This is a genomic window from Faecalimonas umbilicata, from assembly GCF_004346095.1.
Taxonomy (GTDB): Bacteria; Bacillota; Clostridia; order Lachnospirales; family Lachnospiraceae; genus Faecalimonas; species Faecalimonas umbilicata.
In genome coordinates this window covers 16862-41727 of record NZ_SLZV01000022.1, presented here as the reverse complement: position 1 = coordinate 41727, position 24866 = coordinate 16862, and the positions used below count along the sequence as shown (strand labels likewise).

At 41.5% G+C, this 24866-nt stretch carries 35 protein-coding genes and 1 tRNA gene; 31 read left to right on the top strand and 5 right to left on the bottom strand.

Features of this window, described 5'->3' with window-relative positions; genetic code table 11:
- Nucleotides 1-52: 52 nt before the first annotated feature.
- Nucleotides 53-439: a putative ABC transporter permease gene (locus EDD74_RS10670; protein ID WP_081637471.1), complete on the bottom strand. Its 387-nt coding sequence runs from the start codon at nt 437-439 to the stop codon at nt 53-55.
- 139 nt (nt 440-578) lie between these two features.
- Between EDD74_RS10670 and pheA the strand changes: the two genes are divergently transcribed.
- Together pheA and EDD74_RS10660 are read left to right on the top strand one after the other, a co-directional pair.
- The gene (pheA, locus tag EDD74_RS10665; protein ID WP_116442458.1) at nt 579-1709 is read left to right on the top strand and encodes a prephenate dehydratase; all 1131 of its coding nucleotides are present in this window, start codon (nt 579-581) and stop codon (nt 1707-1709) included.
- Nucleotides 1710-1871: 162 nt separating this feature from the next.
- Nucleotides 1872-3296: a DUF6612 family protein gene (locus EDD74_RS10660; RefSeq protein WP_116442457.1), complete on the top strand. Its 1425-nt coding sequence runs from the start codon at nt 1872-1874 to the stop codon at nt 3294-3296.
- 91 nt (nt 3297-3387) lie between these two features.
- On the opposite strand, the gene EDD74_RS10655 is transcribed toward EDD74_RS10660, so the two are convergent.
- Nucleotides 3388-5127, bottom strand: coding sequence for an Rqc2 family fibronectin-binding protein (locus EDD74_RS10655; RefSeq protein ID WP_116442456.1), 1740 nt, complete (start codon nt 5125-5127; stop codon nt 3388-3390).
- Nucleotides 5128-5339: 212 nt separating this feature from the next.
- Here EDD74_RS10655 and EDD74_RS10650 point away from each other — a divergent pair, with 212 nt between their 5' ends.
- The 8 genes from EDD74_RS10650 (at nt 5340) to EDD74_RS10615 (ending at nt 11707) form a co-directional block, all read left to right on the top strand.
- The gene (locus tag EDD74_RS10650) at nt 5340-6218 is read left to right on the top strand and encodes a YicC/YloC family endoribonuclease (RefSeq protein WP_008975126.1); all 879 of its coding nucleotides are present in this window, start codon (nt 5340-5342) and stop codon (nt 6216-6218) included.
- A 54-nt stretch (nt 6219-6272) separates the two neighbouring features.
- Nucleotides 6273-6908, top strand: a complete 636-nt coding sequence (gmk, locus tag EDD74_RS10645) for a guanylate kinase (RefSeq protein ID WP_008975127.1) — start codon at nt 6273-6275, stop codon at nt 6906-6908.
- Between the two features lies 1 nt (nt 6909).
- Complete coding sequence (rpoZ, locus tag EDD74_RS10640; protein ID WP_008975128.1) at nt 6910-7155, top strand: DNA-directed RNA polymerase subunit omega; 246 nt, start codon at nt 6910-6912, stop codon at nt 7153-7155.
- Between the two features lie 59 nt (nt 7156-7214).
- Nucleotides 7215-8537, top strand: a complete 1323-nt coding sequence (gene rimO, locus EDD74_RS10635; protein WP_116442455.1) for a 30S ribosomal protein S12 methylthiotransferase RimO — start codon at nt 7215-7217, stop codon at nt 8535-8537.
- On the top strand, nt 8537-9088 hold the full coding sequence (gene pgsA / locus EDD74_RS10630; RefSeq protein ID WP_008975130.1) for a CDP-diacylglycerol--glycerol-3-phosphate 3-phosphatidyltransferase: 552 nt from the start codon (nt 8537-8539) through the stop codon (nt 9086-9088). The genes rimO and pgsA overlap by 1 nt, the downstream gene beginning before the upstream one ends.
- Before the next feature lie 188 nt (nt 9089-9276).
- Complete coding sequence (locus EDD74_RS10625; RefSeq protein WP_116442454.1) at nt 9277-9762, top strand: CinA family protein; 486 nt, start codon at nt 9277-9279, stop codon at nt 9760-9762.
- Between the two features lie 197 nt (nt 9763-9959).
- Nucleotides 9960-10652, top strand: coding sequence for an iron-sulfur cluster assembly scaffold protein (locus tag EDD74_RS10620; RefSeq protein ID WP_008975132.1), 693 nt, complete (start codon nt 9960-9962; stop codon nt 10650-10652).
- Nucleotides 10653-10696: 44 nt separating this feature from the next.
- Nucleotides 10697-11707, top strand: a complete 1011-nt coding sequence (locus EDD74_RS10615; protein WP_116442453.1) for a GGGtGRT protein — start codon at nt 10697-10699, stop codon at nt 11705-11707.
- A 143-nt stretch (nt 11708-11850) separates the two neighbouring features.
- Here the strand turns inward: EDD74_RS10615 and EDD74_RS10610 are convergent, their stop codons facing one another.
- From EDD74_RS10610 to EDD74_RS10600, 3 genes are all read right to left on the bottom strand, one after another.
- Nucleotides 11851-12981 carry a tyrosine-type recombinase/integrase gene (locus EDD74_RS10610; protein WP_116442452.1) on the bottom strand — a complete coding sequence of 377 codons (1131 nt, stop codon included), beginning with the start codon at nt 12979-12981 and terminating at the stop codon, nt 11851-11853.
- A gap of 365 nt (nt 12982-13346) precedes the next feature.
- Nucleotides 13347-14264 carry an ImmA/IrrE family metallo-endopeptidase gene (locus EDD74_RS10605; RefSeq protein ID WP_116442451.1) on the bottom strand — a complete coding sequence of 306 codons (918 nt, stop codon included), beginning with the start codon at nt 14262-14264 and terminating at the stop codon, nt 13347-13349.
- 17 nt (nt 14265-14281) lie between these two features.
- Nucleotides 14282-14695, bottom strand: coding sequence for a helix-turn-helix domain-containing protein (locus EDD74_RS10600; protein ID WP_116442450.1), 414 nt, complete (start codon nt 14693-14695; stop codon nt 14282-14284).
- A gap of 139 nt (nt 14696-14834) precedes the next feature.
- Here EDD74_RS10600 and EDD74_RS10595 point away from each other — a divergent pair, with 139 nt between their 5' ends.
- The 21 genes from EDD74_RS10595 to EDD74_RS10500 all read left to right on the top strand — a co-directional run bounded on the left by EDD74_RS10595 (nt 14835) and on the right by EDD74_RS10500 (nt 24777).
- The gene (locus EDD74_RS10595) at nt 14835-15098 is read left to right on the top strand and encodes a helix-turn-helix domain-containing protein (RefSeq protein ID WP_116442449.1); all 264 of its coding nucleotides are present in this window, start codon (nt 14835-14837) and stop codon (nt 15096-15098) included.
- A 32-nt stretch (nt 15099-15130) separates the two neighbouring features.
- The gene (locus EDD74_RS10590) at nt 15131-15637 is read left to right on the top strand and encodes a helix-turn-helix domain-containing protein (RefSeq protein ID WP_116442448.1); all 507 of its coding nucleotides are present in this window, start codon (nt 15131-15133) and stop codon (nt 15635-15637) included.
- The gene (locus EDD74_RS10585) at nt 15630-15842 is read left to right on the top strand and encodes a hypothetical protein (RefSeq protein WP_116442447.1); all 213 of its coding nucleotides are present in this window, start codon (nt 15630-15632) and stop codon (nt 15840-15842) included. Before EDD74_RS10590 ends, EDD74_RS10585 begins: the two co-directional genes overlap by 8 nt.
- Nucleotides 15835-16059: a hypothetical protein gene (locus tag EDD74_RS10580; protein WP_116442446.1), complete on the top strand. Its 225-nt coding sequence runs from the start codon at nt 15835-15837 to the stop codon at nt 16057-16059. Before EDD74_RS10585 ends, EDD74_RS10580 begins: the two co-directional genes overlap by 8 nt.
- A 6-nt stretch (nt 16060-16065) precedes the next feature.
- Nucleotides 16066-16680, top strand: coding sequence for a hypothetical protein (locus EDD74_RS10575; RefSeq protein WP_165919066.1), 615 nt, complete (start codon nt 16066-16068; stop codon nt 16678-16680).
- An 11-nt stretch (nt 16681-16691) separates the two neighbouring features.
- Nucleotides 16692-16955, top strand: a complete 264-nt coding sequence (locus tag EDD74_RS10570; protein WP_116442444.1) for a hypothetical protein — start codon at nt 16692-16694, stop codon at nt 16953-16955.
- Between the two features lie 10 nt (nt 16956-16965).
- A complete protein-coding gene (locus EDD74_RS10565) occupies nt 16966-17685 on the top strand; it encodes a hypothetical protein (RefSeq protein ID WP_116442443.1) in 720 nt (239 codons plus the stop codon).
- 5 nt (nt 17686-17690) lie between these two features.
- Nucleotides 17691-18596: a phage recombination protein Bet gene (gene bet, locus EDD74_RS10560; RefSeq protein ID WP_116442442.1), complete on the top strand. Its 906-nt coding sequence runs from the start codon at nt 17691-17693 to the stop codon at nt 18594-18596.
- A 53-nt stretch (nt 18597-18649) separates the two neighbouring features.
- Nucleotides 18650-19471 carry a hypothetical protein gene (locus tag EDD74_RS10555; RefSeq protein WP_116442441.1) on the top strand — a complete coding sequence of 274 codons (822 nt, stop codon included), beginning with the start codon at nt 18650-18652 and terminating at the stop codon, nt 19469-19471.
- Nucleotides 19472-19477: 6 nt separating this feature from the next.
- On the top strand, nt 19478-20329 hold the full coding sequence (locus tag EDD74_RS10550; RefSeq protein WP_116442440.1) for an ATP-binding protein: 852 nt from the start codon (nt 19478-19480) through the stop codon (nt 20327-20329).
- Between the two features lies 1 nt (nt 20330).
- Nucleotides 20331-20720: a helix-turn-helix domain-containing protein gene (locus tag EDD74_RS10545; protein WP_116442439.1), complete on the top strand. Its 390-nt coding sequence runs from the start codon at nt 20331-20333 to the stop codon at nt 20718-20720.
- A gap of 10 nt (nt 20721-20730) precedes the next feature.
- Nucleotides 20731-21186, top strand: coding sequence for a RusA family crossover junction endodeoxyribonuclease (locus EDD74_RS10540; RefSeq protein WP_116442438.1), 456 nt, complete (start codon nt 20731-20733; stop codon nt 21184-21186).
- Nucleotides 21173-21334 carry a hypothetical protein gene (locus EDD74_RS15135; RefSeq protein ID WP_165851631.1) on the top strand — a complete coding sequence of 54 codons (162 nt, stop codon included), beginning with the start codon at nt 21173-21175 and terminating at the stop codon, nt 21332-21334. The genes EDD74_RS10540 and EDD74_RS15135 overlap by 14 nt, the downstream gene beginning before the upstream one ends.
- A gap of 13 nt (nt 21335-21347) precedes the next feature.
- On the top strand, nt 21348-21890 hold the full coding sequence (locus tag EDD74_RS10535) for a hypothetical protein (RefSeq protein WP_116442437.1): 543 nt from the start codon (nt 21348-21350) through the stop codon (nt 21888-21890).
- 27 nt (nt 21891-21917) lie between these two features.
- Entirely contained in the window at nt 21918-22640 is a 723-nt protein-coding gene (locus EDD74_RS10530) for a putative HNHc nuclease (protein WP_116442436.1), read from the top strand.
- The gene (locus EDD74_RS10525; protein ID WP_132038454.1) at nt 22552-22803 is read left to right on the top strand and encodes a hypothetical protein; all 252 of its coding nucleotides are present in this window, start codon (nt 22552-22554) and stop codon (nt 22801-22803) included. The genes EDD74_RS10530 and EDD74_RS10525 overlap by 89 nt, the downstream gene beginning before the upstream one ends.
- A gap of 12 nt (nt 22804-22815) precedes the next feature.
- On the top strand, nt 22816-23058 hold the full coding sequence (locus EDD74_RS10520) for a DUF6083 domain-containing protein (RefSeq protein ID WP_116442434.1): 243 nt from the start codon (nt 22816-22818) through the stop codon (nt 23056-23058).
- 101 nt (nt 23059-23159) lie between these two features.
- Nucleotides 23160-23744 carry a hypothetical protein gene (locus EDD74_RS10515; RefSeq protein ID WP_116442433.1) on the top strand — a complete coding sequence of 195 codons (585 nt, stop codon included), beginning with the start codon at nt 23160-23162 and terminating at the stop codon, nt 23742-23744.
- Nucleotides 23745-23950: 206 nt separating this feature from the next.
- Nucleotides 23951-24211, top strand: coding sequence for a hypothetical protein (locus tag EDD74_RS10510; RefSeq protein ID WP_116442432.1), 261 nt, complete (start codon nt 23951-23953; stop codon nt 24209-24211).
- Complete coding sequence (locus EDD74_RS10505; RefSeq protein ID WP_116442431.1) at nt 24192-24701, top strand: hypothetical protein; 510 nt, start codon at nt 24192-24194, stop codon at nt 24699-24701. The genes EDD74_RS10510 and EDD74_RS10505 overlap by 20 nt, the downstream gene beginning before the upstream one ends.
- A tRNA-Lys gene (locus tag EDD74_RS10500) sits at nt 24702-24777 on the top strand. It begins immediately after the preceding gene.
- Nucleotides 24778-24866 lie beyond the last annotated feature (89 nt).

Genomic DNA, 24866 nt, shown 5'->3' with positions numbered 1-24866 from the left:
AATGACAAGATTTTCAAGTACAAAAAGGGAGGCTTTATGGGAACCAATGTGATCACTCTGACTTGGAAAGGAGTCTTTCAAAGAAAAGTCCGGCTCCAAACCATAGTGGGGCATAGTCGAGGCGGATCAGACCGCAGATATTCCATCTGGCATTGCTATAATCCCATGGACAGAGATCGTATTTTTTTAAAAGAGAGCCGGAACAGAACTCGCCTAGAAAAATCAGGCATGCATAAATACTGCCGCGGAGCATCACACTTTTTCCTCGCAACATCTCAAAGAGAGGTGTCAGTATGCTTGCCATTCCGTAGATTGGGAACATCCAGACGGAAGTTTTCCCTGATAATTTGTAGTCTCTGTGAAAAAGAGAATGCAGGCTTGTAAAAAGGATTTCCATGCACCAGCCTGCTGTGCCGCATAAGATAAATTTATTTTTCATAGTAACAGTATTTTCCAAAATCTAGATTTTATCCAGAAATTGTAATATAATAGGAAAAATACAAAGTGCAGGACAAAGAAGCCGGAGAGCTTTCTGCGACAGCATAGTTTGGTAAAAAAGATAATGAGGTGAAAGACAGATGATACCATTAAGTGAAATCAGAGAACAACTGGATGAAATTGACAGCCAGATTGTGAGATTATATGAGAAGCGAATGGAATTGTGCGCAGAGGTAGGACTCACAAAGATCGCATCAGGTAAGAAAGTATATGACAAGGAGAGAGAGATGCAGAAGTTGGCGACACTCTCACAGATGGCATCCAATGAATTTAATCAGAGAGGAATCACCGAACTGTATGAACAGCTGATGGCAATGAGCAGAAAACTCCAGTATCAGATTCTGACAGAGCATGGAGTGATCGGGAAGACGGCATTTATTGGGATTGATTCCCTCGATAAGAAAGGTGCCAGACTTGTATTCCAGGGTGTGGAAGGAGCATACAGTCAGGCGGCGCTCCACAGCTATTTCGGGGAGGAATGTGACAGCTTTCATGTGCAGACGTTCCGTGACGCGATGGAAACATTGGAGGATGGACTCGCGGATTATGCAGTACTTCCTATTGAAAATTCATCTGCAGGGGCTGTGAGTCAGGTATATGATTTACTTGTTGAATTTGAGAACCACATTGTAGGGGAAATTGTACTTCCAATCCGACATATGCTTGCAGGGCTTCCGGGAACAAAAATAGAAGAAATTGAGTGTGTATATTCTCATCCGCAGGGGCTGATGCAAAGTGCCAGATTTTTAGATGAGCATCGGAACTGGCAGCAGATCAGTGTGGCAAATACAGCAATCGCAGCACAGAAAGTGCTAAAGGAGCAGAAGAAGACACAGGCAGCGGTATGCAGTGAGTATGCAGCAAAGATCCATCATCTGGAGATTCTGAAAGAGGGAATCAATGATAACAGTAATAATTCTACTCGCTTTATCATTGTCTCTAATCAGAAGGTATATTTGAAACAGGCGGGAAAGATCAGTATCTGCTTTGAGATACCACATGAGAGCGGGTCTTTGTATCACATCCTTTCCCATTTTATTTACAATAATCTGAATATGACAAAGATCGAATCAAGACCGATTGAAGGACGGACATGGGAATATAGGTTCTTTGTGGACTTTGAAGGAAATCTTAACGATGCCGCTGTAAAAAATGCCATCCGTGGTATTCGGGAAGAAGCGAGAAATCTCAAGATACTTGGAAACTATTAAAGGGAGAAGGGCTCAGAGGTGATATTTCCGGTGTTGATTTCTTTGTAAGATATCAAAAAGATATAAGTGCACAAAAAAATATAAAAATGCAGCGTAAAAATATGGAAAATGCACAGTAAAAATGATATAATACCGATAAATCAACACAACGGAGGAAAGCCTATGAGAAAATGGAAAAAAGCAGGTACGATAGGATTGATTGCAGTAATGCTCTGTGTATCTGGAGCTGGATGTAAGAAGAAAGCAACCCCGGAACGTCTTTTTAAAGATATGGCCAAGAATGGTGAGACGATTGAGTCTATCTCGGGAAAGATGACTGCGAATATGGAATTTGCGGTAGAAGGTCAAAGTGTGGGGATGAAAATGGATTTTGATCTCGCATCGGTAGAAAAGTCAGAAGGATTCCAGATGGAAGGAAAGCTCTTGATGGATATTGCGGGCACAGAGGTTTCGATGGATATGTCGAATTATCAGGTAAAAGAAGATGATGGGCTGATGAGCTATACTTATGTGAATAACATGTGGACGAAATCACCTGTGGAAAGTGGAGAGGAAGAAACCACATTGAATGCGGGTATGGTGGAAGAATTGACAAAGCAGGCAAAGGCATTTACCTTATCAGAAGAACTCGTGACCGTAAATGGAAAAGAATGCTTTGAGCTTAAGGGAGATATCGGTGGTGAATTTGCAACAGATGTGTTGGGAGAAGATATGCTGGATGCTTTTGGAATGGGAGGAGCAGTATCGGAGGAAGAATTGAAAGAACTGGAGATTCCGTGTACTATCACTGTATATAAGAAAGAGATTCTTCCTGCAAGCATTTTTATTGATATGAAAGATGTACTCATGACAGCAATGGAAGAAAGCGGAGAGATGGAGATCCAGGAACTGAATCTGGAAATGACTTTTGATGAGTATAATAAAGTGAAAGAAATCAAACTTCCAAAAGAAGCAAAAGAAGAAGCCATAGATGCAGATGGAAGCATCGATGGATTGCTGGGAGGAGAGATGGGAGAAGATCTCGAAGAGGATACAGAGGAAGAGGTTGAGAAGGAAGACACTGCAGATGTGGATGAGACAGAAAAGAAGGGAACCGTTTCCTGGGAATCCTTAGAGCTGAATGTGAGCGGAAAAACAGTGACACTTCCGTGTAAGGTTTCAGAATTAGAGGCAGCAGGCTTAAAGGTTGATGCCGAAGAGGTACCGGCAGATAAGATGGTGAAACCGGGGGAAACAGAATTTCCAATGTTGAAGGACAAAAATGGAAATCAGGTAGGCGTGTATTGTGAAAATACAGGAGATAAGGATGCAAAAGTGTCAGATTGCACTTTGACAGGGTTCTATATCACAAGCCGTGATGGAGAGGGCATTGTTGATATTGCACTTCCGGGAGATGTCCGCCTTGGCATGACAGAGGCTGAATTACTTGAAAAATACGGAGAGCCGAGAGAAAAATCAGAAGACACTAAGACTGGAATTCTCACCTACAGCTGGGACGATGAATTATTTACACGTTCTTTGGGAATTGAATTTGACAAAGATTCCAAGAAGATTATTAGTATTATGATCGATATCTGGGACTATTAATTAGAACAAGAAGGAAATGAAAAAACTGTCGCATCAGAGAAAACCGATGCGGCAGTTTTGTTTTTTAAGCTTTTGAACATATGTAATTTAATCAGTCTTCCAGTTGCTTGATCTGTGAAATATCTGAGTCGATCATCAGTGAGTAGTTGGTATAATATACGACAAATCCAGGTTTTCCTCCCTTTGGTTTTTTGACATGTTTTTTTTCGATGTAATCGATCTCAATCTTTTCACTTCCGCGGTTCTTCGAATAGTACGCGGCGAGTTTTCCGGCTTCCTCGAAGGTACGGTCCGGCAGTTCTTCTCCGTTTGTCTTTACAATGACGTGCGAGCCAGGGATTCCTTTGGCATGGAACCACCAGTCATTTCCAGAGGCAAAGTGGAAAGTAAGTTCTTCATTTTGAAGATTGTTTTTGCCGACATAAATATGATAGCCATCACTGGAGAGATAATGGAAAGGCTTGCTTGTAATCTTTACTTTCTTTTTCGTAAATTTCCGGCGGATGTAGCCGGATTCGATCAATTCTTCTTTGATCTGTGTCAGATCATCTTCGCTGAGTGCGATATCGAGCGCATTGCTGACAGACTCTAGATAGGAAATATCATCTCTTGTCTCCTCGATCAGAGAAGTCAGTGCCTCGAAGGTCCGTTTTTGCTTATTGTATTTCTCAAAATATTTCAGTGCATTTTCCTGTGGCGTCTTTGTGCTGTCCAACGGAATTGTGATCATTTCGTTTGTGTAATAATTCAGCGCTTCCAGCTTTTTCGCACCAGGCTCCAGATTGTAGCCATAGGTGTGGATCAGTTCCCCGTAGACCTTGAATTTTTCACGGTTTTCTGTATCTCGGAGTTGTTTTGCCTGTAAGTCATATTTTTTGCGGTTTCGCTCCAGGGCAGTCTGCACGACACGGCGAAGGTCGACAGATTTCTGGCGGATGCGGGTCAGTGTATTCTTTTCTGCATAATAGTCTTCCAGCAGGCGTGAAATGGAGTCATATTCTTTTCTGATGTACTGGGAGAAGTGAGTCAGTGGAAGTGCACTGAATTCCTTCGGCTCTGCACCATGATAATAGATTGCCGGAGAAAAATGTCCGGCAGTCACTTCCTCAAAGTACAATGTAAACTGACGGTAAAGGTGTGTCAGGAGATCTTCGGAGAGCTCTCTTGGAGTGAGTGCAGAGTCAATTCCGGAGAGATAACAGATCTCTTCGGCGACGACAGGGCTGATGCCGGTAAAACTTGTATAGACTGCTTTGGCAAGCGGCATCGGTTTTTCGGTCAGTACCCGTTGAAATTCTGCAAAAGAGACCGAGAGAGGATCGGACTTTTCCATCGTATCCGGGATAAAATATGTGCGTCCCGGTAAAACTTCCCGGACAGAACTTATCTGGGAAGATACATGTTTGATACTGTCAATGATCGTTCCGTCCTCATTACAGAAAATGATATTGCTGTGTTTCCCCATGATCTCCACGATCAATTCTTTTTTACAGAGATCTCCAAGCTCGTCGAGATGTTCGATTTCAAAATGGATGATCCGTTCCAGTTTTGGCTGCCAGATTTTCGTAATGCGCCCGTTGTTGATATGTTTGCGAAGCAGCATACAGAAATTCGGGGCAGTCATTGGACTTGGTTTGTTTCCCTCTGTCAGATAGATTAGCGGCAGCGAAGCGCTGGCAGAGATACTGAGCCTGCGCTGTCCGCCGGGTGTCTTGATTGTCAGCAGTAATTCATCTGTCTCAGGCTGAGCGATTTTGTTGATTCTTCCATCGAGCAGATTTCTATTTAATTCGTGTACAATATTTGCGATTGTAATTCCATCAAAAGCCATATGTAATTCCTCTTTTCTTAAATGTGATCAGGTGTATGAAAACGAAAGATTCCATGGACACCGGCAGGCAGAATGGCTGCCTGGACATTTCTGTAATAGTATACCATGACTTTTGGATGAGGTAAAGAATTGCGATTGACGATAAAGAGTAAATCCATTATAATAAAGTCTAGCAAAAAAGACCGAAAGAAAAAGTAAAGAGGGCAGAAATTATGATAAAAAGTATGACGGGTTTTGGACGGTGTGAGATCGCAGAGTCAGAACGTAAATTTATTGTTGAGATGAAGGGGGTGAACCACCGGTATCTTGATGTAAATATCCGTATGCCGAAAAAGTTGAATTTCTTCGAGTCGGCAATCCGTACGCTTTTAAAGAAATATGTGCAGCGTGGGAAAGTAGATATTTTCATTACTTATGAAGATATGTCAGAAGGGCAGATTTCATTAAAATATAATGAATCTCTGGCAGCAGAATATCTGAGATATTTCCGGGAGATGTCAGAGAAGTTTTCGCTGGAAAATGATATTCGTGTATCAACACTCTCAAGATATCCGGAAGTGTTTACGATGGAAGAGCAGACCGTAGATGAAGAAGAGATCTGGAATGGGTTGAGCAAAGCATTGGAAGGAGCATGCCGCCAGTTTGTGGAGACGAGAAGTATGGAAGGGGAACATCTGAAGAAAGATTTGATTCAGAAATTAGATGGAATGCTCGAAAAAGTGACTTATATCGAAGAACATTCTCCGCAAATCGTTGCAGATTACCGTGCGAAGCTGGAAGCAAAGATGAAGGAACTGCTTACCGATACACAGATTGACGAAGGAAGAATTGCAGCAGAAGTTGTAATCTTTGCAGATAAGATTTGTACCGATGAGGAAGTTGTGCGCCTGAGAAGCCATATTGAACATATGAAGCAGACACTGGAAGAAGCCGAAGGAATCGGAAGAAAGCTGGATTTCATCGCGCAGGAGATGAACCGGGAGGCAAATACTATTCTGTCTAAGGCGAACAATCTGGAGATTTCAAATCGGGCGATCGATCTGAAGACCGAGATTGAGAAAGTAAGAGAACAGATTCAGAACATAGAGTAAAAAACAGAAGAAACAGCTATCAAATAGCGAACAAAGAATTGTGAGGAAGAACAGATGGAACAGAAGGGAATCTTAATTGTAGTTTCCGGATTTTCGGGAGCGGGCAAAGGAACATTGATGAAGGGACTTTTGGAAAAGTATGATAATTATGCACTTTCGATTTCTGCCACAACAAGAAAACCGCGCGAGGGAGAAGAGGAAGGAAAGGCGTATTTTTTCAAAGAAACTGAAGAATTTGAAAAAATGATTGCACAAGATGAACTTATAGAGTATGCTAGATATGTAAATAATTATTATGGCACACCGCGCGCATATGTCGAAGAACAGTTGTCGAAAGGGAAGGATGTCATTCTGGAAATTGAAATCCAAGGGGCATTGAAAGTGAAAGAGAAGTTCCCGGAGACACTGTTATTGTTCGTGACTCCGCCGAGTGCTGCTGTATTAAAGGAGCGGCTGGTAGGGCGCGGAACGGAGACAATGGAAGTGATCGAATCCCGCATGCAGAGAGCCGCAGAAGAAGCTGAGGGTATGGAGGCATACGACTATCTGATCGTCAATGATGATCTGGACACCTGTATCGAGGAGATGCATCAGATCATTCAGGGAGAGCACAGAAGAAGTTTTCGTAACCGACAGTTCATGGCTCAGATCAAAGAAGAATTAGATGAAAATTTGAAAGGAGAATCATAGAATGTTACATCCATCTTATACAGACTTAATGAAAGTCGTAAACCAGGACGTAGAAGAAGGGGCTACAAAGATTGTCAACAGCCGTTATTCTATTGTACTTGCAACAGCAAAGAGAGCAAGACAGATCATCGGAGGAGAGATGCCGCTTGTCCGTGCAAAAGACGGAGAGAAGCCGCTTTCTATCGCAATTGATGAGTTGAACAAAGGGAAAATCAAGATCATCGCAGAGGATGATTCTAACGAATAGAACCGCAGAGGCAGATGCATAGGTATCTGCCTTAATAAATATGTAGGAGAAAATAGCAGATGAATATATTATTTGTATCACTGGGATGTGATAAGAATCTGGTAGATACCGAGGTGATGCTGGGCATGCTGGCATCGAGAGGTTATCAGATGGTAGAAGATGAGAGTGAGGCAGACATTATCGTCATCAACACCTGCTGCTTTATTCACGATGCAAAGGAAGAGAGTATCCAGACGATTTTAGAGATGTCAGAATTGAAAAAAGAAGGCAGACTGAAGGCACTCATTGTGACCGGCTGTCTTGCTCAGCGTTACCAGCAGGAGATTATTGATGAGATTCCAGAAGTGGATGCAGTCCTTGGAACAACTTCTTACGATAAGATTTTAGATGCCGTAGATGAAGCGCTGGAAGGACATCATTATCTGAAAATGACAGATATAGATGCACTTCCGACAGTAGATAGTAAAAGGCTTGTGACAACAGGAGGACATTTCGCTTATCTGAAGATTGCAGAAGGGTGTGACAAACACTGTACATACTGTATTATCCCGAAGATCCGCGGAAATTTCCGCAGTGTTCCGATGGAACAGCTGGTTCGTGAGGCGGAAGAACTTGCGGAGCAGGGGGTAAAGGAATTGATTCTTGTGGCGCAGGAGACAACGCTTTACGGAAAGGATCTTTACGGAGAAAAATCACTTCATAAACTGTTGAAGGAATTATGTAAAATTGCGGGAATCCGTTGGATTCGTGTTTTATATTGTTATCCGGAGGAGATCACAGACGAATTGATCCAGGTAATGAAAGAGGAGAGCAAAATCTGCCATTATCTAGACCTGCCGATCCAACATGCAAGCGATGGCATTTTAAAGAGAATGGGACGCCGGACTTCCAAAGCACAGTTGATCGAGATCATTGAAAAATTAAGAAGAGAGATTCCGGATATTACACTGCGTACAACATTGATTACCGGATTTCCGGGAGAGACCGAAGAGCAGCATGAAGAATTGATGGATTTTGTAGATCAGATGGAGTTTGACAGGCTTGGCGTATTTACTTATTCTCCGGAGGAGGATACTCCGGCAGCAACGATGCCGGATCAGATTGAGGAGAGCGTCAAAGAAGACCGTCAGGCGGAACTGATGGAGCTTCAGCAGGATATCGCGTTTGAGCAGGCAGAAGATATGATCGGAAGAGAAGTGCTCGTGATGATCGAAGGAAAGATTGCCGATGAAAATGCATATGTTGGAAGAACTTACAAAGATGCACCGAATGTTGATGGATTGATCTTTGTAAATACCGATGAAGAACTGATGTCCGGGGATTTTGCAAGAGTAAAAGTGACTGGGGCACTGGAATATGATTTGATAGGAGAGATAGTATAATGAATTTACCAAATAAGCTAACGGTTGTCCGTGTATTGATGATCCCGTTTTTTGTATGGTTCATGCTTCCGTCCCTCGGTGGAGAGATGGCGGCAAGTAAGTGGATCGCACTTGCGATTTTCTGTATTGCAAGTCTGACAGATCTTTTAGATGGAAAAATTGCGCGGAAATACAACCTTGTGACAAATTTCGGAAAATTTATGGATCCGCTGGCAGACAAACTGCTTGTCGGTGCGGCAATGATCTGTCTTGTAGAGATGGGAAGACTTCCGGCGTGGATCGTCATTGTGATTATCAGCCGTGAATTTATCATCAGTGGATTCCGCCTGATCGCTTCGGACAATGGAATTGTAATCGCGGCAAGTTACTGGGGCAAGTTTAAAACCGTGTTCCAGATGGCGATGATCATTGTATTGATCGCGGCATTTGAAGGAAGTGTATTCGCAGTAGTGGAACAGATTCTCATCTGGGTGTCATTGATCCTGACAATCGTATCTCTGGTAGATTATATTAGGAAGAATAAAGAAGTGCTGACACAGGGCGGCATGTAAGAAGATGGAAAGATTGTGCTGCCAAAAGGGCGGACAATCTTTCTTTTCGATTCAGGCAAAGAAAATCTAATATTAAGGAATGCTAAAATTCCGAAAGGGCAGAAAAGCATAGTTGTTTTCAGAGAGCTCTTTGTCAGTGCAAGGTTGATGAGGATGATTAGTTGTAGAGCAGAAAGAAGGAAAATAAAATGAGTCTGGAAGAAAGAATCGTAGAAAAACTGGAAAAGAGAGGTCTGTATCTGACCACCGCAGAGTCCTGCACGGCAGGGCTTTTGGCAGGGCGCATCATGAATGTGTCGGGGGCTTCGTCAGTCTATAAAGAGGGATATATCACTTATGCCAATGAATCGAAAGAAAAACTGCTGCATGTGCGGCATGAAACTTTGGAACAATATGGGGCGGTCAGCACACAGACGGCAGAGGAGATGGCAGAGGGCGCTGCAAAGGCAGCAGGAGCGGATGCGGCGCTCAGCGTGACCGGGATTGCAGGACCACTTGGCGGAACGAAAGAAAAGCCGGTAGGACTTGTCTATATCGGTTGTTATCTATGTGGAAGAACTGTCACAAAAGAGTGCAGATTTCATGGGACAAGGCAGGAAAACAGAAATGCATCGGTGGAGGAGGCGCTCAAACTTCTGGAAAAGCAGTTGGAAGAGGAGCCTTCGACAAAATAGTGGAAAAATTATTGTGAAAAGTGACAAGGAACGACAGTTTTTTTCATCTTTCCCACATGGGAGTGTCGAAATATGAAAAAAAGTGAAAAAGATATAGACGAAATCGGAAGTTTATGAGAAAATATAACATATATGTGATGTTAAAGTTATAACAATCATCATAAGTAAAATCATACATATTTGAAAGGAGTCTTAACATGATTTATTCACATGAAGTACAAACAATGTGCCCGGTAGCTCAGGGCGTTAATCACGGACCAGCTCCAATCCCAGAAGAAGCAAAATGGGTACAGGCAAAGGAAGTAAAAGATATTTCCGGATTAACACATGGTGTGGGCTGGTGTGCACCACAGCAGGGAGCCTGTAAGCTGACATTGAATGTAAAAGACGGTATTATTCAAGAAGCATTAGTAGAGACAATCGGATGTTCAGGAATGACTCACTCAGCAGCGATGGCTTCTGAGATCCTTCCGGGAAAGACAATTTTAGAAGCACTTAACACAGACTTAGTCTGTGATGCAATCAATACAGCTATGAGAGAACTTTTCTTACAGATCGTATACGGAAGAACTCAGAGCGCATTCTCAGAAGATGGACTTCCAGTAGGTGCTGGTCTTGAAGACTTAGGAAAAGGACTTCGTTCTCAGGTTGGTACAATGTACGGTACATTAGCAAAAGGTCCTCGTTATCTTGAAATGGCAGAAGGATATGTAACAGGTATCGCTTTAGATGCTGACAATGAAATCATTGGTTACCAGTTCGTAAGCCTCGGAAAATTAACAGACTTTATCAAAAAAGGTGATGACCCTAACACAGCATGGGAAAAAGCAAAAGGACAGTATGGACGTGTGGATGATGCAGTGAAGATCATCGACCCAAGAGCTGAATAGTCTGCTTCGTTAGTAAATAGAGAAAAATCAGGAGGACGTAGAAAATGGCTTTATTTGAATCATATGAAAGACGTATTGACAAGATCAATAGCGTATTGAACAGCTATGGTATCGCTTCTATCGAAGAAGCTGAAAAAATTACAAAAGACGCTGGATTAAATGTTTACGATCAGGTAAAAGGAATTCAGCCGATCTGTTTTGAAAATGCATGCTGGGCTTACATCGTAGGTGCTGCAATCGCAATCAAAAAAGACTGCAGAAAAGCTGCTGACGCTGCTGCTGCAATCGGAGAAGGTCTTCAGGCTTTCTGTATCCCAGGTTCTGTTGCTGACCAGCGTAAAGTAGGTTTAGGACATGGTAACTTAGGAAAGATGTTACTGGAAGAAGATACAGATTGTTTCGCATTTCTTGCAGGACACGAATCTTTCGCAGCTGCTGAAGGTGCAATCGGTATCGCTGAGAAAGCAAACAAAGTTCGTAAGAAACCATTAAGAGTTATCTTAAATGGTCTTGGAAAAGATGCAGCACAGATCATCTCAAGAATCAACGGATTTACATACGTTGAGACAGAGATGGATTACCATACAGGAGAAGTAAAAGAAGTATTCAGAAAATCTTACTCTGACGGACTTCGTTCCAAAGTAAACTGCTACGGAGCAAATGACGTAACAGAAGGTGTTGCAATCATGCACAAAGAAGGTGTTGACGTATCTATTACAGGTAACTCAACAAACCCGACACGTTTCCAGCACCCAGTAGCAGGTACATACAAAAAAGAATGTATCGAACAAGGTAAGAAATATTTCTCAGTAGCTTCTGGTGGTGGTACAGGACGTACACTTCACCCAGATAACATGGCTGCTGGTCCTGCTTCTTACGGTATGACAGATACTATGGGACGTATGCACTCTGATGCTCAGTTTGCCGGATCTTCATCTGTTCCTGCACACGTAGAAATGATGGGACTGATCGGAGCAGGTAACAACCCAATGGTTGGTATGACAGTTGCTGTTGCTGTAAGCATTCAGGAAGCAGCACAGGCTGGTAAATTCTAATATTCCAATAAAAATAAGGACTTGTTACGATATGAGTAGTCGTAGCAAGTCCTGTTTTTTTGACCGTAACCAACGAGTAGGTAACAAGTAGGTAACACCCGTAGGTAACAAATTCTCCGGAGAAACCCTGTAGTAGAAGCGTTTTACGGTATTTTTTCTAAATCTTCACGCATCCACTCAATGTCTCTGTCGGTATAAGTTCCCTCTGTTATGTCCTGAATTTTATGTCCGGCCATTCTCTTAATAGCGTATTCGTCCACACCGGCACGTTTTGCCATAGTAATAAAAGTGGTTCGTGGATCGTGAGGTCTATGGTCTGGATTCATTTTGAAATGCTCCAGGATAACTGCGTTAAAACGGTATGCGTATTTATCGTAAGTCATTTTCATGCCATTTCGTGAAGTAGGGTCATTAAACAGAAATTCGCTGCCAAGAGAAACAGCTTCATCATAGTTCTTCTGCACAAGTTCTTTTATACGGCTATGAATTGGAACTGTACGTTGCTTGCCAGCGGGAGTTTTCATGCCACTCTTTATATACCAGTTATCTAAGTTCACTTCTGTTAGACGTATCTTAATAAGCTCTTGTGGTCGCCATCCCATATACATTTGTATGATAATCCAGTCTACGAATTTTACAGAATTAACATTGGTCCATAAAATTTCACGTTCGTCCGGCTTGAAAATGATATGAGAGCGTTTTTGGGCTTCTTTTTCTTCGATGATCTCATCTGATATGTCGAAGGTTCTTGCATAGTTGGTTTTCACAACTTCGTACTCCAATGCATAGTCCAGCATAAGATTAAATAAAGATTTGATTCGTGCTTTGGTTCCGGGGCTTGCCATTATTTTCTCCCCTTTGTCTTTACCACGATCTTTGATAACATATGCCGTATCCATAAGGTCTTTGATGTGGTATGCACGAAGGTCACGAACTCGTATATTGTATAGTGGCTTACAGTATTTCCAGGCTGCCATAATAGTACGGGAAGAAGAATCACTTTTTAGCTTCTCAAAGTATTTTTGAGTCCACATACAGTATAGCTGCTCTACAGTCGTACACCATTTTTTGATATCGTATGGGTCTTGATGGTATTCATCAAGTGCATGAAGTGCCTCCTCACGCTTGGCAAAAGTTCCTATACTTGGACGAAGTTGCTTAAAAGTGTCAGTTTCTTCGTTGTATTCCCAGCCAGTTGTAATGCGGGCTATAAAAGGCTTACGGCGTTTCCCTGATAATTTTGTTACGCTTCCATAGCCGTTTGGTAATTTCATAACATCAGCTCCTTTTGCGTCCGATGGATTGTCCGTAGGACGGTCACGGTGACAGTCACACTTTTTTAGATAGATTGTCACATATTTTTCACATGGACGATTGTAAAATGATAATTGCGCTTCTCTCAGAAGCAAAAGAGTAAGTAATGGACAGATATCTGGAAAATTAGATAGAACCTTATTTTTCAAGGCTTATAAAGATGTGTATAAAACGTCCGGTGGAAAGTCCTCGGACAATCCTACGGACGGTCACTAGGAAAATCCGATGTAACCAGTATCAGTACCATTACCATATATTATATATATAAACATATATAGTCCGTCCGTGGACAATCCTACGGACAGTCCAATGGACGGAAACCAATTTAAACTGTTACCCAAAACGAGATGTAAAAATCAGAACAAATGTTTGAGGGGGGGGTAACACCTAAATCCAGATCTTCGATAGCATCACTTAGGGTTTCGTATGTAGCCTTTACTGGAGAAAGTGCTAAAAGAGAATTTAAAGTAATACTTTTTTGATTTTTGCAATGCTCATTCAGAATTGACGTAGGAAGAACATAGAATTCCCACTGTTCAAGCTGAAGCGGTGTTTCATTGCGGTCTTTGCTGGCGTATAGGCAAAACACATAGAGATCAGACCAGCGTTGTGAATTTTCGCTGAAGTCATTCTCAGCGTCCCAAGAGCGTGCCGGGCGGATACTGAACTGGATCCGGGATAGGCGCTCAGTATTCCAGCTTTGTAAATATGCGGAACATTTGACTTCAATTTTCCTTCCGGAATTAGAAAGTAAATCATATGGAGTCCAATCTTGGCGTGCAACGGTTGTGTCAATCCCTATTGCAGAGGCCACAAGAAATTCTGCGAGGGCTCCACGTAAAGTGTTGTTTAGCAAATCAGAGGAATTCCAAGCCCAGAAATCATTAAGCAAGATTCCGACTGGCATTCCGTCATAAGTGAAATGCTCATTTCCTGTGAGAGTCTTCATGATTTTTACACCTCCAATCTTTGAAAAAATAAAGGCGGCAAAGTTATCTGCCGCCCGTTCTTGCAATCCCAGAGAAAGAGTGTTGATACTGTCTGGGTTAATATGTCCGTAATAGATGTGACCAATTTCATGAAATACCTGATAAAGAATATCTGTCAATGGAAGTGTGCTGTTATATGCAATTACATAAGAGTTTAGCCGATTGCTGAAAAAAGAAAATGCATTAGGGCTGAAAATCTTTTGTAATTGTACAATGCTAAGTTCCATGCATGAAGAAACAGACTGGTATGTCATAATGTGCAGATCATGCTCTATTCGTCCTCGAAGTTTTTTACGGCTTCCTGTCGAGAGTGGGAATCTTTAGCGTCCCATTTATCCTGTCCGGAAGCAGCTATTTTGTAACCAGGATTCTGATACTTTTCCAATAAGGTCCAAATCACTTTACGATCGCTCTCAGAAGCACTGGAGTAACAGTAAATCAAATCTTCCAATTCTGGAGATAAAGATTGTTTAGTAGGCACAGGGGTAAGTCCAAGAAGGTAATCTGTGCTTACATTCAATGCTTCTGCAATGGAGATAATAAGATCAACTCTTGGCAACCGTTTAGGATCTGTTAAGTACCTGGATATAGTTGCTTCAGTAGTATGAGCCATTTCAGCAAGTATTCTCTGATTTATTCCTTTTTGTTTTAATAGACTATATAAAATATTTGAAAAAGTCTGCATTTTATCACCTCCACCGTATAATACCCTACAATTACCGAACAGTAAATATCACTTTCAAAAAATATAATTTTATTATTGACAATTACCGAAGGGTAAGCTAAGATGATGACATAATCAATAAAACAAAGGAGGTGCAAGAATGGATAGCACAAGACTCCGGGAACTCCGGGCTGGAAGAAGAGTCTCGCTTGAAAAACTGGCAGAAGTAATCGGAAAGTCGATTGTATCGTACAGTAAAAAAGAAAGCGGTGAGGTCAAATTCAGACCGGACGAAGTTATTGCATTATGTAAATTTTATGGGCTTTCATACGAAGAAATGAACGCCATTTTTTACGACAATAACTTACCGAATGGTAATTTTGAAGACCTGAATAAAATTCTTTCGGGTCTTGGTATTCTTTGATTTTAGTTTAGCAGATAAGGAGTGAAATGAACATGGATTTAAGATGCGAAAATACGGGCATAAGCATCTACTTCCAGTGCAGGATTTTAGCAGCAAAAAGCAATGAACATCTGAAAAGCAGAGAAAGTGCAGCGGAGTATTTTGGAATATCAGTTTCTTCTCTTGCAAATTATGAAAGAGGGATAACGGTTCCGCCATTAGACATGGTTATGATGATGGCAGATGCATATGATGCACCGCAGTTGAAAAATCTGTATTGTTTACAGCAATGTCCATTTGGGAAAGAACAGCCTATATCGGCAGACCTGAAAACGTTGGAAGCAGTAACGGTTGGGATAGTAGCAAAGTTAGATGGAAAATGTATTGAAGAAATGCGCAGAGAACTTCTCAATATTGCAGAAGACGGGGAAATAGCTCCGGATGAAGAGGAAGATTTCCTGGAAGTAACGAGAACGTTGGACAAACTTTCAGTTTCTATCAGTGAGTTGAGATTACTGAAAGAAAAAATTTTGAGAAGGAACGGTGGATTAGATGAATAGAAAAAGGACGCACAGAAGGAGAAGGGAAAAACATATTTTGTGGGGAGAAAAAATCATGTGTTTCGGGTTCATGTTGTTTCTTGTGATGGGAGCTGCTTTAGATGGACCGGCATGGTGGAAAGCTATCATAGGTGTGATTATTTCAGGTGTAATTATGGTGGTTGGAAGGATCATAGCAATTTTGGAAGGAGAAGAGTATGTGTAGCGTATGTTTGAAAATTCCTTGCGATAGCCGTTGCCCAAATGCACCAGAACAGCAACCTGTTATGATTTGTGCTGAGTGCGAAGAAGGAATTTATGAAGGCGATGAATATTTCGAAGGCTTTGAAGGCCCTGTTTGTAAAGAATGCATGGATGAAAAGGACTTGAAAGAAATCTTGGAAATGTTCGGAGAAGAAATGAAACGGGCGGAGGGAGAATAGATGAACTTGAATGAAAAAGAATTGCCGTTCTTTCCTGAATTAAAGTTTGATGGAATACGCCATATTTACACATTGAATGGACAGATACTTCCAAGTGTAACTACGGTAATGAAGCCTTTGGATCATGAGCTTTATAGCGGGATAGACGAAAGTATTATGCAGATGGCAGCAAGCAGAGGAACGGCGGTCCACAATGCGGCAGAAAATTATGTACTATACGGAATAGAGGACATAGAACCTAAATATGCAGGGTATTTTGAGGGCTTTTTAAAATTTTGGGAGGAGCAAAAACCTGTTCCGCTTGCGACAGAAAGCAGGGTTTATCACAAAATCCTGAGATATGCAGGAACAGCAGATTTGCCATGTGTTATTGATGGAAAAAAAGTTTTGATAGATTACAAAACTTCAGCCGCAGTAAATAAGATGCTGACAGGAGTACAGCTGGAAGCATACGAAAGAGCGTTCAGTAGTCATGGATTTAATTTTGATGAAAAAGCTATTGTTCATTTGAAAAATGATGGTTCCTACCAGATGGTTAGATATAAAGCGAATGACATGGAAAGCTGGCAAGTGTTTTCTTCGCTAATGGTAGTTTGGAATCATATACAAAAATACAAGTAGGAGGTTATAGCATGGAAGAGAAGACAAGATTGTTGATAGTCGAAGACGAAAATGGAGTCAAGGCAGAAGTAAATGGCAGTCCATCAGATGTTATGTGTTTGGTAAAAGAGGCACTTAAAGCAGGAAATAAGGCATTGCAGAAATGTCCTTGCATAGATGCAAAAGATGCACAGAACTTGATTGATGAAGTCATCGAAGATTATCAGACGGAAGTAAAGTATGGAGAAGAAGTTGCAATCGTTAGGAGAATATTACAGATTGCAAAGCATATTTAGGAGGATTTATATGAGCGGGAAAGTTACGGAAGCGGTAGTAGCAAAAATTGAAACACCGACAGAGTTGGTGAAGGAAGAAGAGATTCAGCAGAATGTCAGTATGGTTGAAGTACGGGCAAAGGCAATGACCATTACAAGCAATGAGGATTATGAAAAAGCTGCTGAATTTGGACAGCAGATTAAAGCTCAGGCGAAAGTGGTAACGGATTTTTTTAAGCCTATGAAAGACAATGCATACAAGGCGCATAAGGCGGTATGCGATAGAGAAAAGACGATGCTTAAGCCTTTGCAAGAAGCAGAAAAAATATTAAAGAAGAGCATAGCTGCCTACCAAAAAGAACAGGAACAGAAAAAGCGGGAATTGGAAGAAAAAATGAGACTGGCTGCTGAAGCAGAAAAAGAGAAGAAGTTGAATGAAGCGGCTGCACTTGAAGAGGAGGGTAACCAGGAAGCGGCAGAAACAGCGTTGATGGAAGCTCAGATGGTAGAAACGGTAGCGGCTAGTGCGGCAGTGGTTATGGATACACCAAAAGCGAAAGGTGTGAGCAGCTCAAAAGATTGGGAAATTGAAAGTATAGATCATCAAAAAGTTCCGGTAATGTTTTCAGGAATGGAAATACGTCCAGTAGATGAAAAGGCAGTTATGCGGCTTATCAGAGCATCAAAAGGCAGTATTCAGATTCCTGGGATTACATACAAAGAAACTATCAAAGTGAGTATCAGGAGGTAAATGAGATGTCAGAAAATATGTTTAGTGTTGTGAAATATGATGCAGGCGGTGTAGAAATTAAGTTGGAACCAGAAACAGTCAAAAATTATCTGGTAAGAGGAAATGGAAAGGTGACGGATCAGGAAGTTCTGTTTTTTATCCGGACATGCCAGGCACAGAAATTAAACCCGCTTGTATACGGAGAGGTGTATCTGATTAAGTTTGGAAATGAACCTGCTCAGCTGGTTATTGGAAAAGAAACGTACATGAAAAGAGCGTTTAAGAATCCGAACTACAACGGAATGAAATCAGGAATTGTTGTGCAGAGAGGGGAGGAAATTGTTCAGAAAGAAGGAACGTGCCTGTACCCTTCGGAAACGCTTCTGGGAGGTTGGTGCAGAGTATACCATGAGCTGAACGGAAAAGAAACAGAAACCTTTAAAGAGGTATCTCTTCAGGAATACCAGAAATTTAAGGATGGAAAACCTATGGCAAATTGGGGAAGTAAACCTTGTACTATGATTGAAAAGGTGGCGGTATCACAGGCAGTAAGAGCTGCATTCCCAGATGATTACCAGGGATTATATACAGCAGAAGAGTTCGGTTATACAGATAGAGATGCTGAAAAAGGACAGGTGATTGATACCGGTGCAACAGGAAATGCAACACCAGAAGTCTACGAAGAAGTGGAATATATTTCTCAGGAACAAAGACAAGAGTTTTTTGATCTTGCAACAGGATTCTACGGTAAAAAGAAAGGAAATGCGGTTGTAAAGTATATCTGCACAAATATGGGCTTGGAATCAACTACGAACATGACAGTAGCGCAGTTTGAAGAAGCTATGACAACTTTGAAAAATGGCATTGAAGCAGATAAGAAGAATACAGCTCAGGAAACAGAGGAGCAAAGCGCAGAAGCGGGAAATGAGTAATATGAAATGGCGGTTGGGAATACCTGACCGCCATAATAAAGGTGGTGACGGCGGTGGCATGGATTAGTGTACATGACCATGTAGTAGGAGGAAAACTCCGGGAATTGGCAAAAGATATTGAATGTTCACAAAAAGAAGCTCTCGGAATTCTTGTATCCTTGTGGTTATGGGGGCTGAACAATGCAGACCAAACCGGCAAACTTCGGAGTTGCGATAAGATTGATGTGGCAGAAGAAGTTTTTTCAAAAGGATTAAGTGAAGGGCTGGATAAGAGGAAAATTGTAGACAGCCTTATATCTCAACGGTGGATAGATGAATCAGAAGATGGGGATTTATATTTACATGATTGGGACACATGGCAGGAACAGTGGTATAAGTTCCTGAAAAACAAGGAATATGATGCAGAGAGAAAAAGAGCAGAAAGGGCTAGGAAAAGAGAAGAAATTTTGAAAAAAGTGAGCAATTCCAGCAGTTCTACGGATAGTCCGAAAGAAAATCCTATGGACAGTCCACCGGACAGTCCTACGGACGCTATACCGGCTGAGAAGAAAAAGCCGAAAAAGGCTGCAAAAAAGAAAGTTGAAAAGAAACAATATGCAGAGTATGTATCCTTAAAAGAAGAGGAGTATAACAAGCTGGTGTATGGATACGGACAAGTAGCAACAGAGAAATTTATTGAAGAATTGAATTTGTATAAAGGCTCTACCGGGAAAACATATAAGAGTGATTATATGACAATTCTTAACTGGGTTACTGAAAAGGTTGAGAAAAAATATCCGGGATTGATACAGCGGCCGGAGGCAATCAGAACAAAGGCTGAAAAGCAGAATGAAACTCCGAAGGACGAAAATCCATTCGGGCAGTGGAAGGAGTAGGTGTAAATGATTAGCGGTGTTGCAGAAACAGCATTATCAAACATTGCAGGAAATTCAAATATAATGCCGGAAGATTTTACTGGAGAAGATGGACTTTTGTACTGCGGGAAATGCCATACAAGGAAAGAAAGAGAAATTATATGGCTTGATGGCACAGTAAAGAGGGTTCCTGTGGTTTGTAAATGCCGGGCAGAAGCGGAACGGATTAAGAAGGAACAGTTCCAAAAGCAAGAAGAAATGAGAAACATACAAAGAGCGAAAATTAGCAGTATGATGGACGATACCTTTAAAACAGCCTGCTTTGAGAATTTTCAGATCAGAAATGGCAATGAACGCCATTTGAAAATTGCTCAGAATTATTGCAGAGAGTTCCAAAAGATGTACGAACGGAATCAAGGGCTTCTCTTCTTTGGAACGGTTGGAACCGGGAAAAGTTATACGGCGGCCTGTATAGCAAATTATCTTCTGGAAAAAAACATTTCTGTGGTTATGACATCTTTCGTCCGAATTTTGCAAGAAATGCAAGGTTTTGATAGGGAGAGAGAAGAGGCTTTTACATATAAGCTGAATAGTGTGAAGCTGCTAATCATTGATGATCTGGGGGCAGAGCGTAGTACGGATTATGCATTGGAAAAGGTTTACGGAATTATAGATAACAGGTATCGGGCGAAGAAGCCGCTTATCCTTACGACAAATTTGACATTGCGGCAGATGCAGGAAGCCACAGATATAAGATATACAAGAATTTATGACCGTATCTTTGAAATGTGTTATCCGTTAGAGTTCTCTGGAGTGTCATGGAGAAAAAGAGAGGCTGCGCAAAGATACGAAGAAACCAAGAAATTATTGGAGGGATAGCATGAATAACAATGACGTAGGAAAAAACATCAAAAATATTCGTGAACAAAGAAAATTATCACAAAAGCGATTGGCAGAATTAACCGGTAGGGGAGAAAGTGCCATAAGCAATTATGAGAATGGAGTTACAGAAATTCCGTGTTCCGCATTACTGGATATCGCAAAAGCGCTGGAATGTGGACCTGAAGAATTCTTTGGAGTACAGAGTGACAATTTCAATCCGGTTGCAGAGCTGAGAATCTATACGCTGGAAGATAGACAGGAAGTGGCAGGGATTCTTGTGAAGAATGGATATACGGTGCGGCAGATCAAAGTACCAAGAGAAAAAGGGAAAAGTAATTATTTTTGCATACAGGCAAAGCTGGAGGAATCCAGTTTAGAAAGTCAGTAGGGAGGATATGATGGTTAAGTTTACTGTATATGGAGAGCCGAAAGCAAAAGGAAGACCAAGAGTTTCAGTGAGAAAATCAGCGGACGGAGAGAAAACATTTGCCAGAGCATATACACCTAAGAATACAGTAATGTATGAGAATCAGGTGAAAGCGGAATATGGGATTCAGTGTAATAACTTCAGATTTCCAGATAATGCAATGTTGGACGTTCGGATTTTTGCATTTTACGGGATTCCGAAAAGTACATCCAAGAAAAAACGGAAGGAGATGATAGAGGGAAAAATCAGACCGGTGAAGAAACCGGACTTTGATAATATTGCAAAAGTAATCTGTGATAGCCTGAATGGCATTGCTTACAGAGATGATGCAATGATTGTAGATGGAATGTTCCGAAAATATTATTCGGAGCAGCCACGAGTAGAAGTGAAAATTTTACAGGTTGGAGGAAAGCATGACACCGAATGAAGAAATTTTGATTGAAGCACTTATGCGGCACTGTTTTTCATGCCCTATGAAAGATGATGCGAACATTGATTTTGAGAAAGAATGTGTAGGATATAGGAGTCCGGGGTGTAAGGAGTGCATACAGAAACATATGGAAGATTTGAGATAGGAGAGAGAAACACATGGAAGATTGCAAAGAATTAAGGATTGAAGCAGATACTTTTGAAAAACTGAGAAGAGATGCAGACATTGTATTGCAACGTGCGCTTGGAACTATGAAGGAAAAAGAAAGCATGGAAGGGAAGGTTACTATCACTATAGATATCAAACTGGTTCCAGATTTCATTCCAAACTATGATCCACAAGTAAAAGGGGAAACACGAAAGATTCTGAAGCCTAAATTTGACCATAAAGTAACATCTGCAATTAATATCAAGAATGAAGAAAAGGGCAGTGTTAATCCGGAAATGGCGATGGTATGGGACGAACAGAAACAGGAATACGTCTTAACCTATGTCAACAACACAGAACAGAGGAGCATTTTCGATACAGATTTCCAAGAAGCAATGAATGAGCCGAAAGAGAATGAACTTCCGTTATTGGAAGGGGAAGTGGTAGATGAAACTGCTCTTCCTGGACCAGTAGAGGGAGAAGTTAAAATTGAAGATTTCCGAGAAGATGACGAACCGGAAGATGATGGATACGGATATGAAGACATTGACTAAGGCGTAGAAAAATTAAGAGGAGTACAGATGTATGAGTACGCAGACATAAAAGCATACAAGCCGGATCAGGAAGGAACTCATTTGCAGATTTTTATTCCTGACCGGCATCTGGAAGAAGCGATTTTAAAGAAAAGAATCAAAGATTGCATGGTATGGTTGGACGATGGAAGACATATTAGCGCAGAACAGAGGAAGAAAGCATATGCAACGATACGCGATATTGCGGATTTCACAGGATATGCTCCTGAAGAAATGAAAGAACGCTTAAAGCTGGAACATATCATTCGGACTGGCTGCAAAGAGTTCTCTCTTTCTGACTGCACGATGGACACAGCCAGGGAATTTATCAATACGATGCTGGATCTGGCGTTGGAAATGGGAGTTCCGCTGATGGATTTTGGAAGCAACCGGACGGACGACATAGATCATTACCTATGGGCTTGCCTGAAGAATCGCAGATGCGCTATCTGTGGGAGATACGGAGAAGTTCATCATGTGGACAGCATTGGAATGGGAAATAACCGGAAGAAGGTAAATGATTCTGACTACCGGAAGATATGCTTATGCAGAGTCCACCATACAGAGGCTCATACAGTGGGAATGGCAGAATTTGAGCGCATGTATCGGGTATATGGAATAAAATTCAAGGAGGAAACGAAAAATGAAAGCGGCAATGACGGTATACGAACTGATTCAGGAACTGTCACAGTATCCGGCGGATATGATGGTAGAAACCAATGTATATGCTGATGGGCTTGGTGTGGAAGCGGAAGTTCAGGAAGAAGCTAAGGAAGGAGATTTTGTAAGTGCTAAAGTATGTATTGACGAAGACATTGAAGAAATGGAAGTGGAAGAGTACAGAAAGTATAACGGGAAAAGAGTTATACGGCTCAATGTGGATTTAGGCGTGTAGGAGGTGCCAACGATGTCAAGAACAGACAATCCATTCGGAACTTGTAGGAAATGTGGAAAAAGAATATTGTGGGTCCGGACAGAGAAAGGAAAGAATATGCCAGTAGATCCGGGTTTAATAAATTATCAGGCAGTTCCAGGAGGGAAAGAGAGGATTGTTACCCGGCAAGGAAAAGTAGTTGCGGGAGCAAGGTGCAGACCAGAAATGGCAGATGATATTGGATATATTTCTCATTTTGCTACCTGCGGAAAATAAAAAAGGATAGCCTGTCGGTAAAGCCACCCTTAATATGTCTCGCAAACATATTGTATCAAATGGATAGTTAAATGGCAACCAGTGAAAAGGAGGATTTACCGATGGGAAAAGGAAAAACATTCAGCATCACCCAGGAAGAAATGGAACGGCTTTTGGACAGGGCGGCGGATAGAGCAGTAAGTGCTTATCAGAAGGAAATAGCAGAAGAGAAGAAGAAATCGGTATCGGAAGAAAAGGCAAAGTTCGACAGGAGATACAGGAACACAAAAATGCTGTTGGAACATTACCGGGATTTTTCGGAGTACGATGAAAAAGCGATATACAGAATCAGCAATGAACTGGACGAAGACATCGTAGATATTATTGAACTGATGGAAGGAAGGAGGATTGATAGAGATGGAAAGATAGAGAGCATTGAGAGAGGAGTAATCAGAACCAGGGTAATTATGAATCATGTAGATAGAATGTTGGAGGTTTACAGAGAAAGCTGCGAAAGTTCCCCATACCAGGAGGAAAAACGTAGATGGCGTGTAATTGAAGGGCTTTATTTGAATAATAAGGCAAAAACAGTGCAAGAAATTGCAGAAGAAGAGGTCATAAATGAGCGTACTGTCTACAAGGACGTAAAAGCAGCCTGTAGGAGATTAACGGCACTTATCTTTGGTATAGATGGCTTTGAACGGTAGAATAGAGCCACGAGGCGATAACGAGGGCAAAAAGCGGGCATTGACTATTCAATTACCGTTTGGTAAGATGTAGCTCGTAAACAATTCAAATGTCACTCCATAAAAATAAGCGGAAAACAAACGCTTCTGTTTGACACCAGACGGTAACAAGTTAGAATGAAGATGTAGAAAACTTACCAAACGGTATCGAAACAGAGGTGATAGAAATGATTCGGAAGAGTGACATAGTAAGAAGTTTAGTAGCAGAACATCAGTACAAAAAAGCATTGAAGATCGCAAAAGACTTCCGGCTTGGAATAACACCAGAACAGTCATTGAAAATGAAGAAAGCATATGAATGTATGGTGCATGAAAGATTCTATTTATCCCTGGGTGAAGACACTAAGGCAAGAATTGCTGAAGGAATTGAAACGATAGTCAGCATCTACGGAAGGGAGAATGAGAATAATGCCGAAGTTGTATACTAGCAGATTTAGTAACAAAGAACTGAACACAGGGGAGTATACGGTAGTAGGAGTTGTCCGAAGTATGCCGAGATTCCCAACGAAGTATCGGATTTCAGGTGATATCAGACAGATAGCACCACCTGGGTATCTCTGGAATGAAAATGACAGAGCAAGATTCAGAGAACCGTACTTCAAGCATTTGGAAAAAACAGGATATCCAGTTATCGGAGCAATCATTCAGGAATATTTGAATGAAGGGAAAGACGTAGTGCTTTGCTGCTATGAAGATGTCAGAAAACCCGATGAATGGTGTCATAGATTAGTCTTTGCTGAATGGTGGTACGAAAAGACGGGACAGAAGATTGAAGAACTTCCAGACCCGTCACCGAATCCAGGAGAAAAGCAAAGAAAAAAAGAGGAGAAAAAACGGGAAGAACAAGATTCTGGATATGAGCAGTTATCGTTCATGAGTGATCTGTACCGAACAACTTATCCTCACTACAATACTTAACCGCTGATAGCTTAGTGTTAAAGCACCCGGCTCTTTACCGGGAGGACGCAGTGTTTGATTCCTGCTCGGCGGACCAAAAACAATGCCTCACTCATATAGGGTGGGGCTTTTCTTATGCTTGGAACGCTTTATAGCGGAATTCAGAGGCTTTATAGTTCCAGGCAA

Bases quoted from the DNA above. Each gene is read 5' to 3' on its own strand.
- EDD74_RS10670 (WP_081637471.1), bottom strand. From the start codon at position 439: ATGAAAAATAAATTTATCTTATGCGGCACAGCAGGCTGGTGCATGGAA.
- pheA (WP_116442458.1), top strand. From the start codon at position 579: ATGATACCATTAAGTGAAATCAGAGAACAACTGGATGAAATTGACAGC.
- EDD74_RS10660 (WP_116442457.1), top strand. From the start codon at position 1,872: ATGAGAAAATGGAAAAAAGCAGGTACGATAGGATTGATTGCAGTAATG.
- EDD74_RS10655 (WP_116442456.1), bottom strand. From the start codon at position 5,127: ATGGCTTTTGATGGAATTACAATCGCAAATATTGTACACGAATTAAAT.
- EDD74_RS10650 (WP_008975126.1), top strand. From the start codon at position 5,340: ATGATAAAAAGTATGACGGGTTTTGGACGGTGTGAGATCGCAGAGTCA.
- gmk (WP_008975127.1), top strand. From the start codon at position 6,273: ATGGAACAGAAGGGAATCTTAATTGTAGTTTCCGGATTTTCGGGAGCG.
- rpoZ (WP_008975128.1), top strand. From the start codon at position 6,910: ATGTTACATCCATCTTATACAGACTTAATGAAAGTCGTAAACCAGGAC.
- rimO (WP_116442455.1), top strand. From the start codon at position 7,215: ATGAATATATTATTTGTATCACTGGGATGTGATAAGAATCTGGTAGAT.
- pgsA (WP_008975130.1), top strand. From the start codon at position 8,537: ATGAATTTACCAAATAAGCTAACGGTTGTCCGTGTATTGATGATCCCG.
- EDD74_RS10625 (WP_116442454.1), top strand. From the start codon at position 9,277: ATGAGTCTGGAAGAAAGAATCGTAGAAAAACTGGAAAAGAGAGGTCTG.
- EDD74_RS10620 (WP_008975132.1), top strand. From the start codon at position 9,960: ATGATTTATTCACATGAAGTACAAACAATGTGCCCGGTAGCTCAGGGC.
- EDD74_RS10615 (WP_116442453.1), top strand. From the start codon at position 10,697: ATGGCTTTATTTGAATCATATGAAAGACGTATTGACAAGATCAATAGC.
- EDD74_RS10610 (WP_116442452.1), bottom strand. From the start codon at position 12,981: ATGAAATTACCAAACGGCTATGGAAGCGTAACAAAATTATCAGGGAAA.
- EDD74_RS10605 (WP_116442451.1), bottom strand. From the start codon at position 14,264: ATGACATACCAGTCTGTTTCTTCATGCATGGAACTTAGCATTGTACAA.
- EDD74_RS10600 (WP_116442450.1), bottom strand. From the start codon at position 14,695: ATGCAGACTTTTTCAAATATTTTATATAGTCTATTAAAACAAAAAGGA.
- EDD74_RS10595 (WP_116442449.1), top strand. From the start codon at position 14,835: ATGGATAGCACAAGACTCCGGGAACTCCGGGCTGGAAGAAGAGTCTCG.
- EDD74_RS10590 (WP_116442448.1), top strand. From the start codon at position 15,131: ATGGATTTAAGATGCGAAAATACGGGCATAAGCATCTACTTCCAGTGC.
- EDD74_RS10585 (WP_116442447.1), top strand. From the start codon at position 15,630: ATGAATAGAAAAAGGACGCACAGAAGGAGAAGGGAAAAACATATTTTG.
- EDD74_RS10580 (WP_116442446.1), top strand. From the start codon at position 15,835: ATGTGTAGCGTATGTTTGAAAATTCCTTGCGATAGCCGTTGCCCAAAT.
- EDD74_RS10570 (WP_116442444.1), top strand. From the start codon at position 16,692: ATGGAAGAGAAGACAAGATTGTTGATAGTCGAAGACGAAAATGGAGTC.
- EDD74_RS10565 (WP_116442443.1), top strand. From the start codon at position 16,966: ATGAGCGGGAAAGTTACGGAAGCGGTAGTAGCAAAAATTGAAACACCG.
- bet (WP_116442442.1), top strand. From the start codon at position 17,691: ATGTCAGAAAATATGTTTAGTGTTGTGAAATATGATGCAGGCGGTGTA.
- EDD74_RS10550 (WP_116442440.1), top strand. From the start codon at position 19,478: ATGATTAGCGGTGTTGCAGAAACAGCATTATCAAACATTGCAGGAAAT.
- EDD74_RS10545 (WP_116442439.1), top strand. From the start codon at position 20,331: ATGAATAACAATGACGTAGGAAAAAACATCAAAAATATTCGTGAACAA.
- EDD74_RS10540 (WP_116442438.1), top strand. From the start codon at position 20,731: ATGGTTAAGTTTACTGTATATGGAGAGCCGAAAGCAAAAGGAAGACCA.
- EDD74_RS15135 (WP_165851631.1), top strand. From the start codon at position 21,173: ATGACACCGAATGAAGAAATTTTGATTGAAGCACTTATGCGGCACTGT.
- EDD74_RS10535 (WP_116442437.1), top strand. From the start codon at position 21,348: ATGGAAGATTGCAAAGAATTAAGGATTGAAGCAGATACTTTTGAAAAA.
- EDD74_RS10530 (WP_116442436.1), top strand. From the start codon at position 21,918: ATGTATGAGTACGCAGACATAAAAGCATACAAGCCGGATCAGGAAGGA.
- EDD74_RS10525 (WP_132038454.1), top strand. From the start codon at position 22,552: ATGAAAGCGGCAATGACGGTATACGAACTGATTCAGGAACTGTCACAG.
- EDD74_RS10520 (WP_116442434.1), top strand. From the start codon at position 22,816: ATGTCAAGAACAGACAATCCATTCGGAACTTGTAGGAAATGTGGAAAA.
- EDD74_RS10515 (WP_116442433.1), top strand. From the start codon at position 23,160: ATGGGAAAAGGAAAAACATTCAGCATCACCCAGGAAGAAATGGAACGG.
- EDD74_RS10510 (WP_116442432.1), top strand. From the start codon at position 23,951: ATGATTCGGAAGAGTGACATAGTAAGAAGTTTAGTAGCAGAACATCAG.
- EDD74_RS10505 (WP_116442431.1), top strand. From the start codon at position 24,192: ATGCCGAAGTTGTATACTAGCAGATTTAGTAACAAAGAACTGAACACA.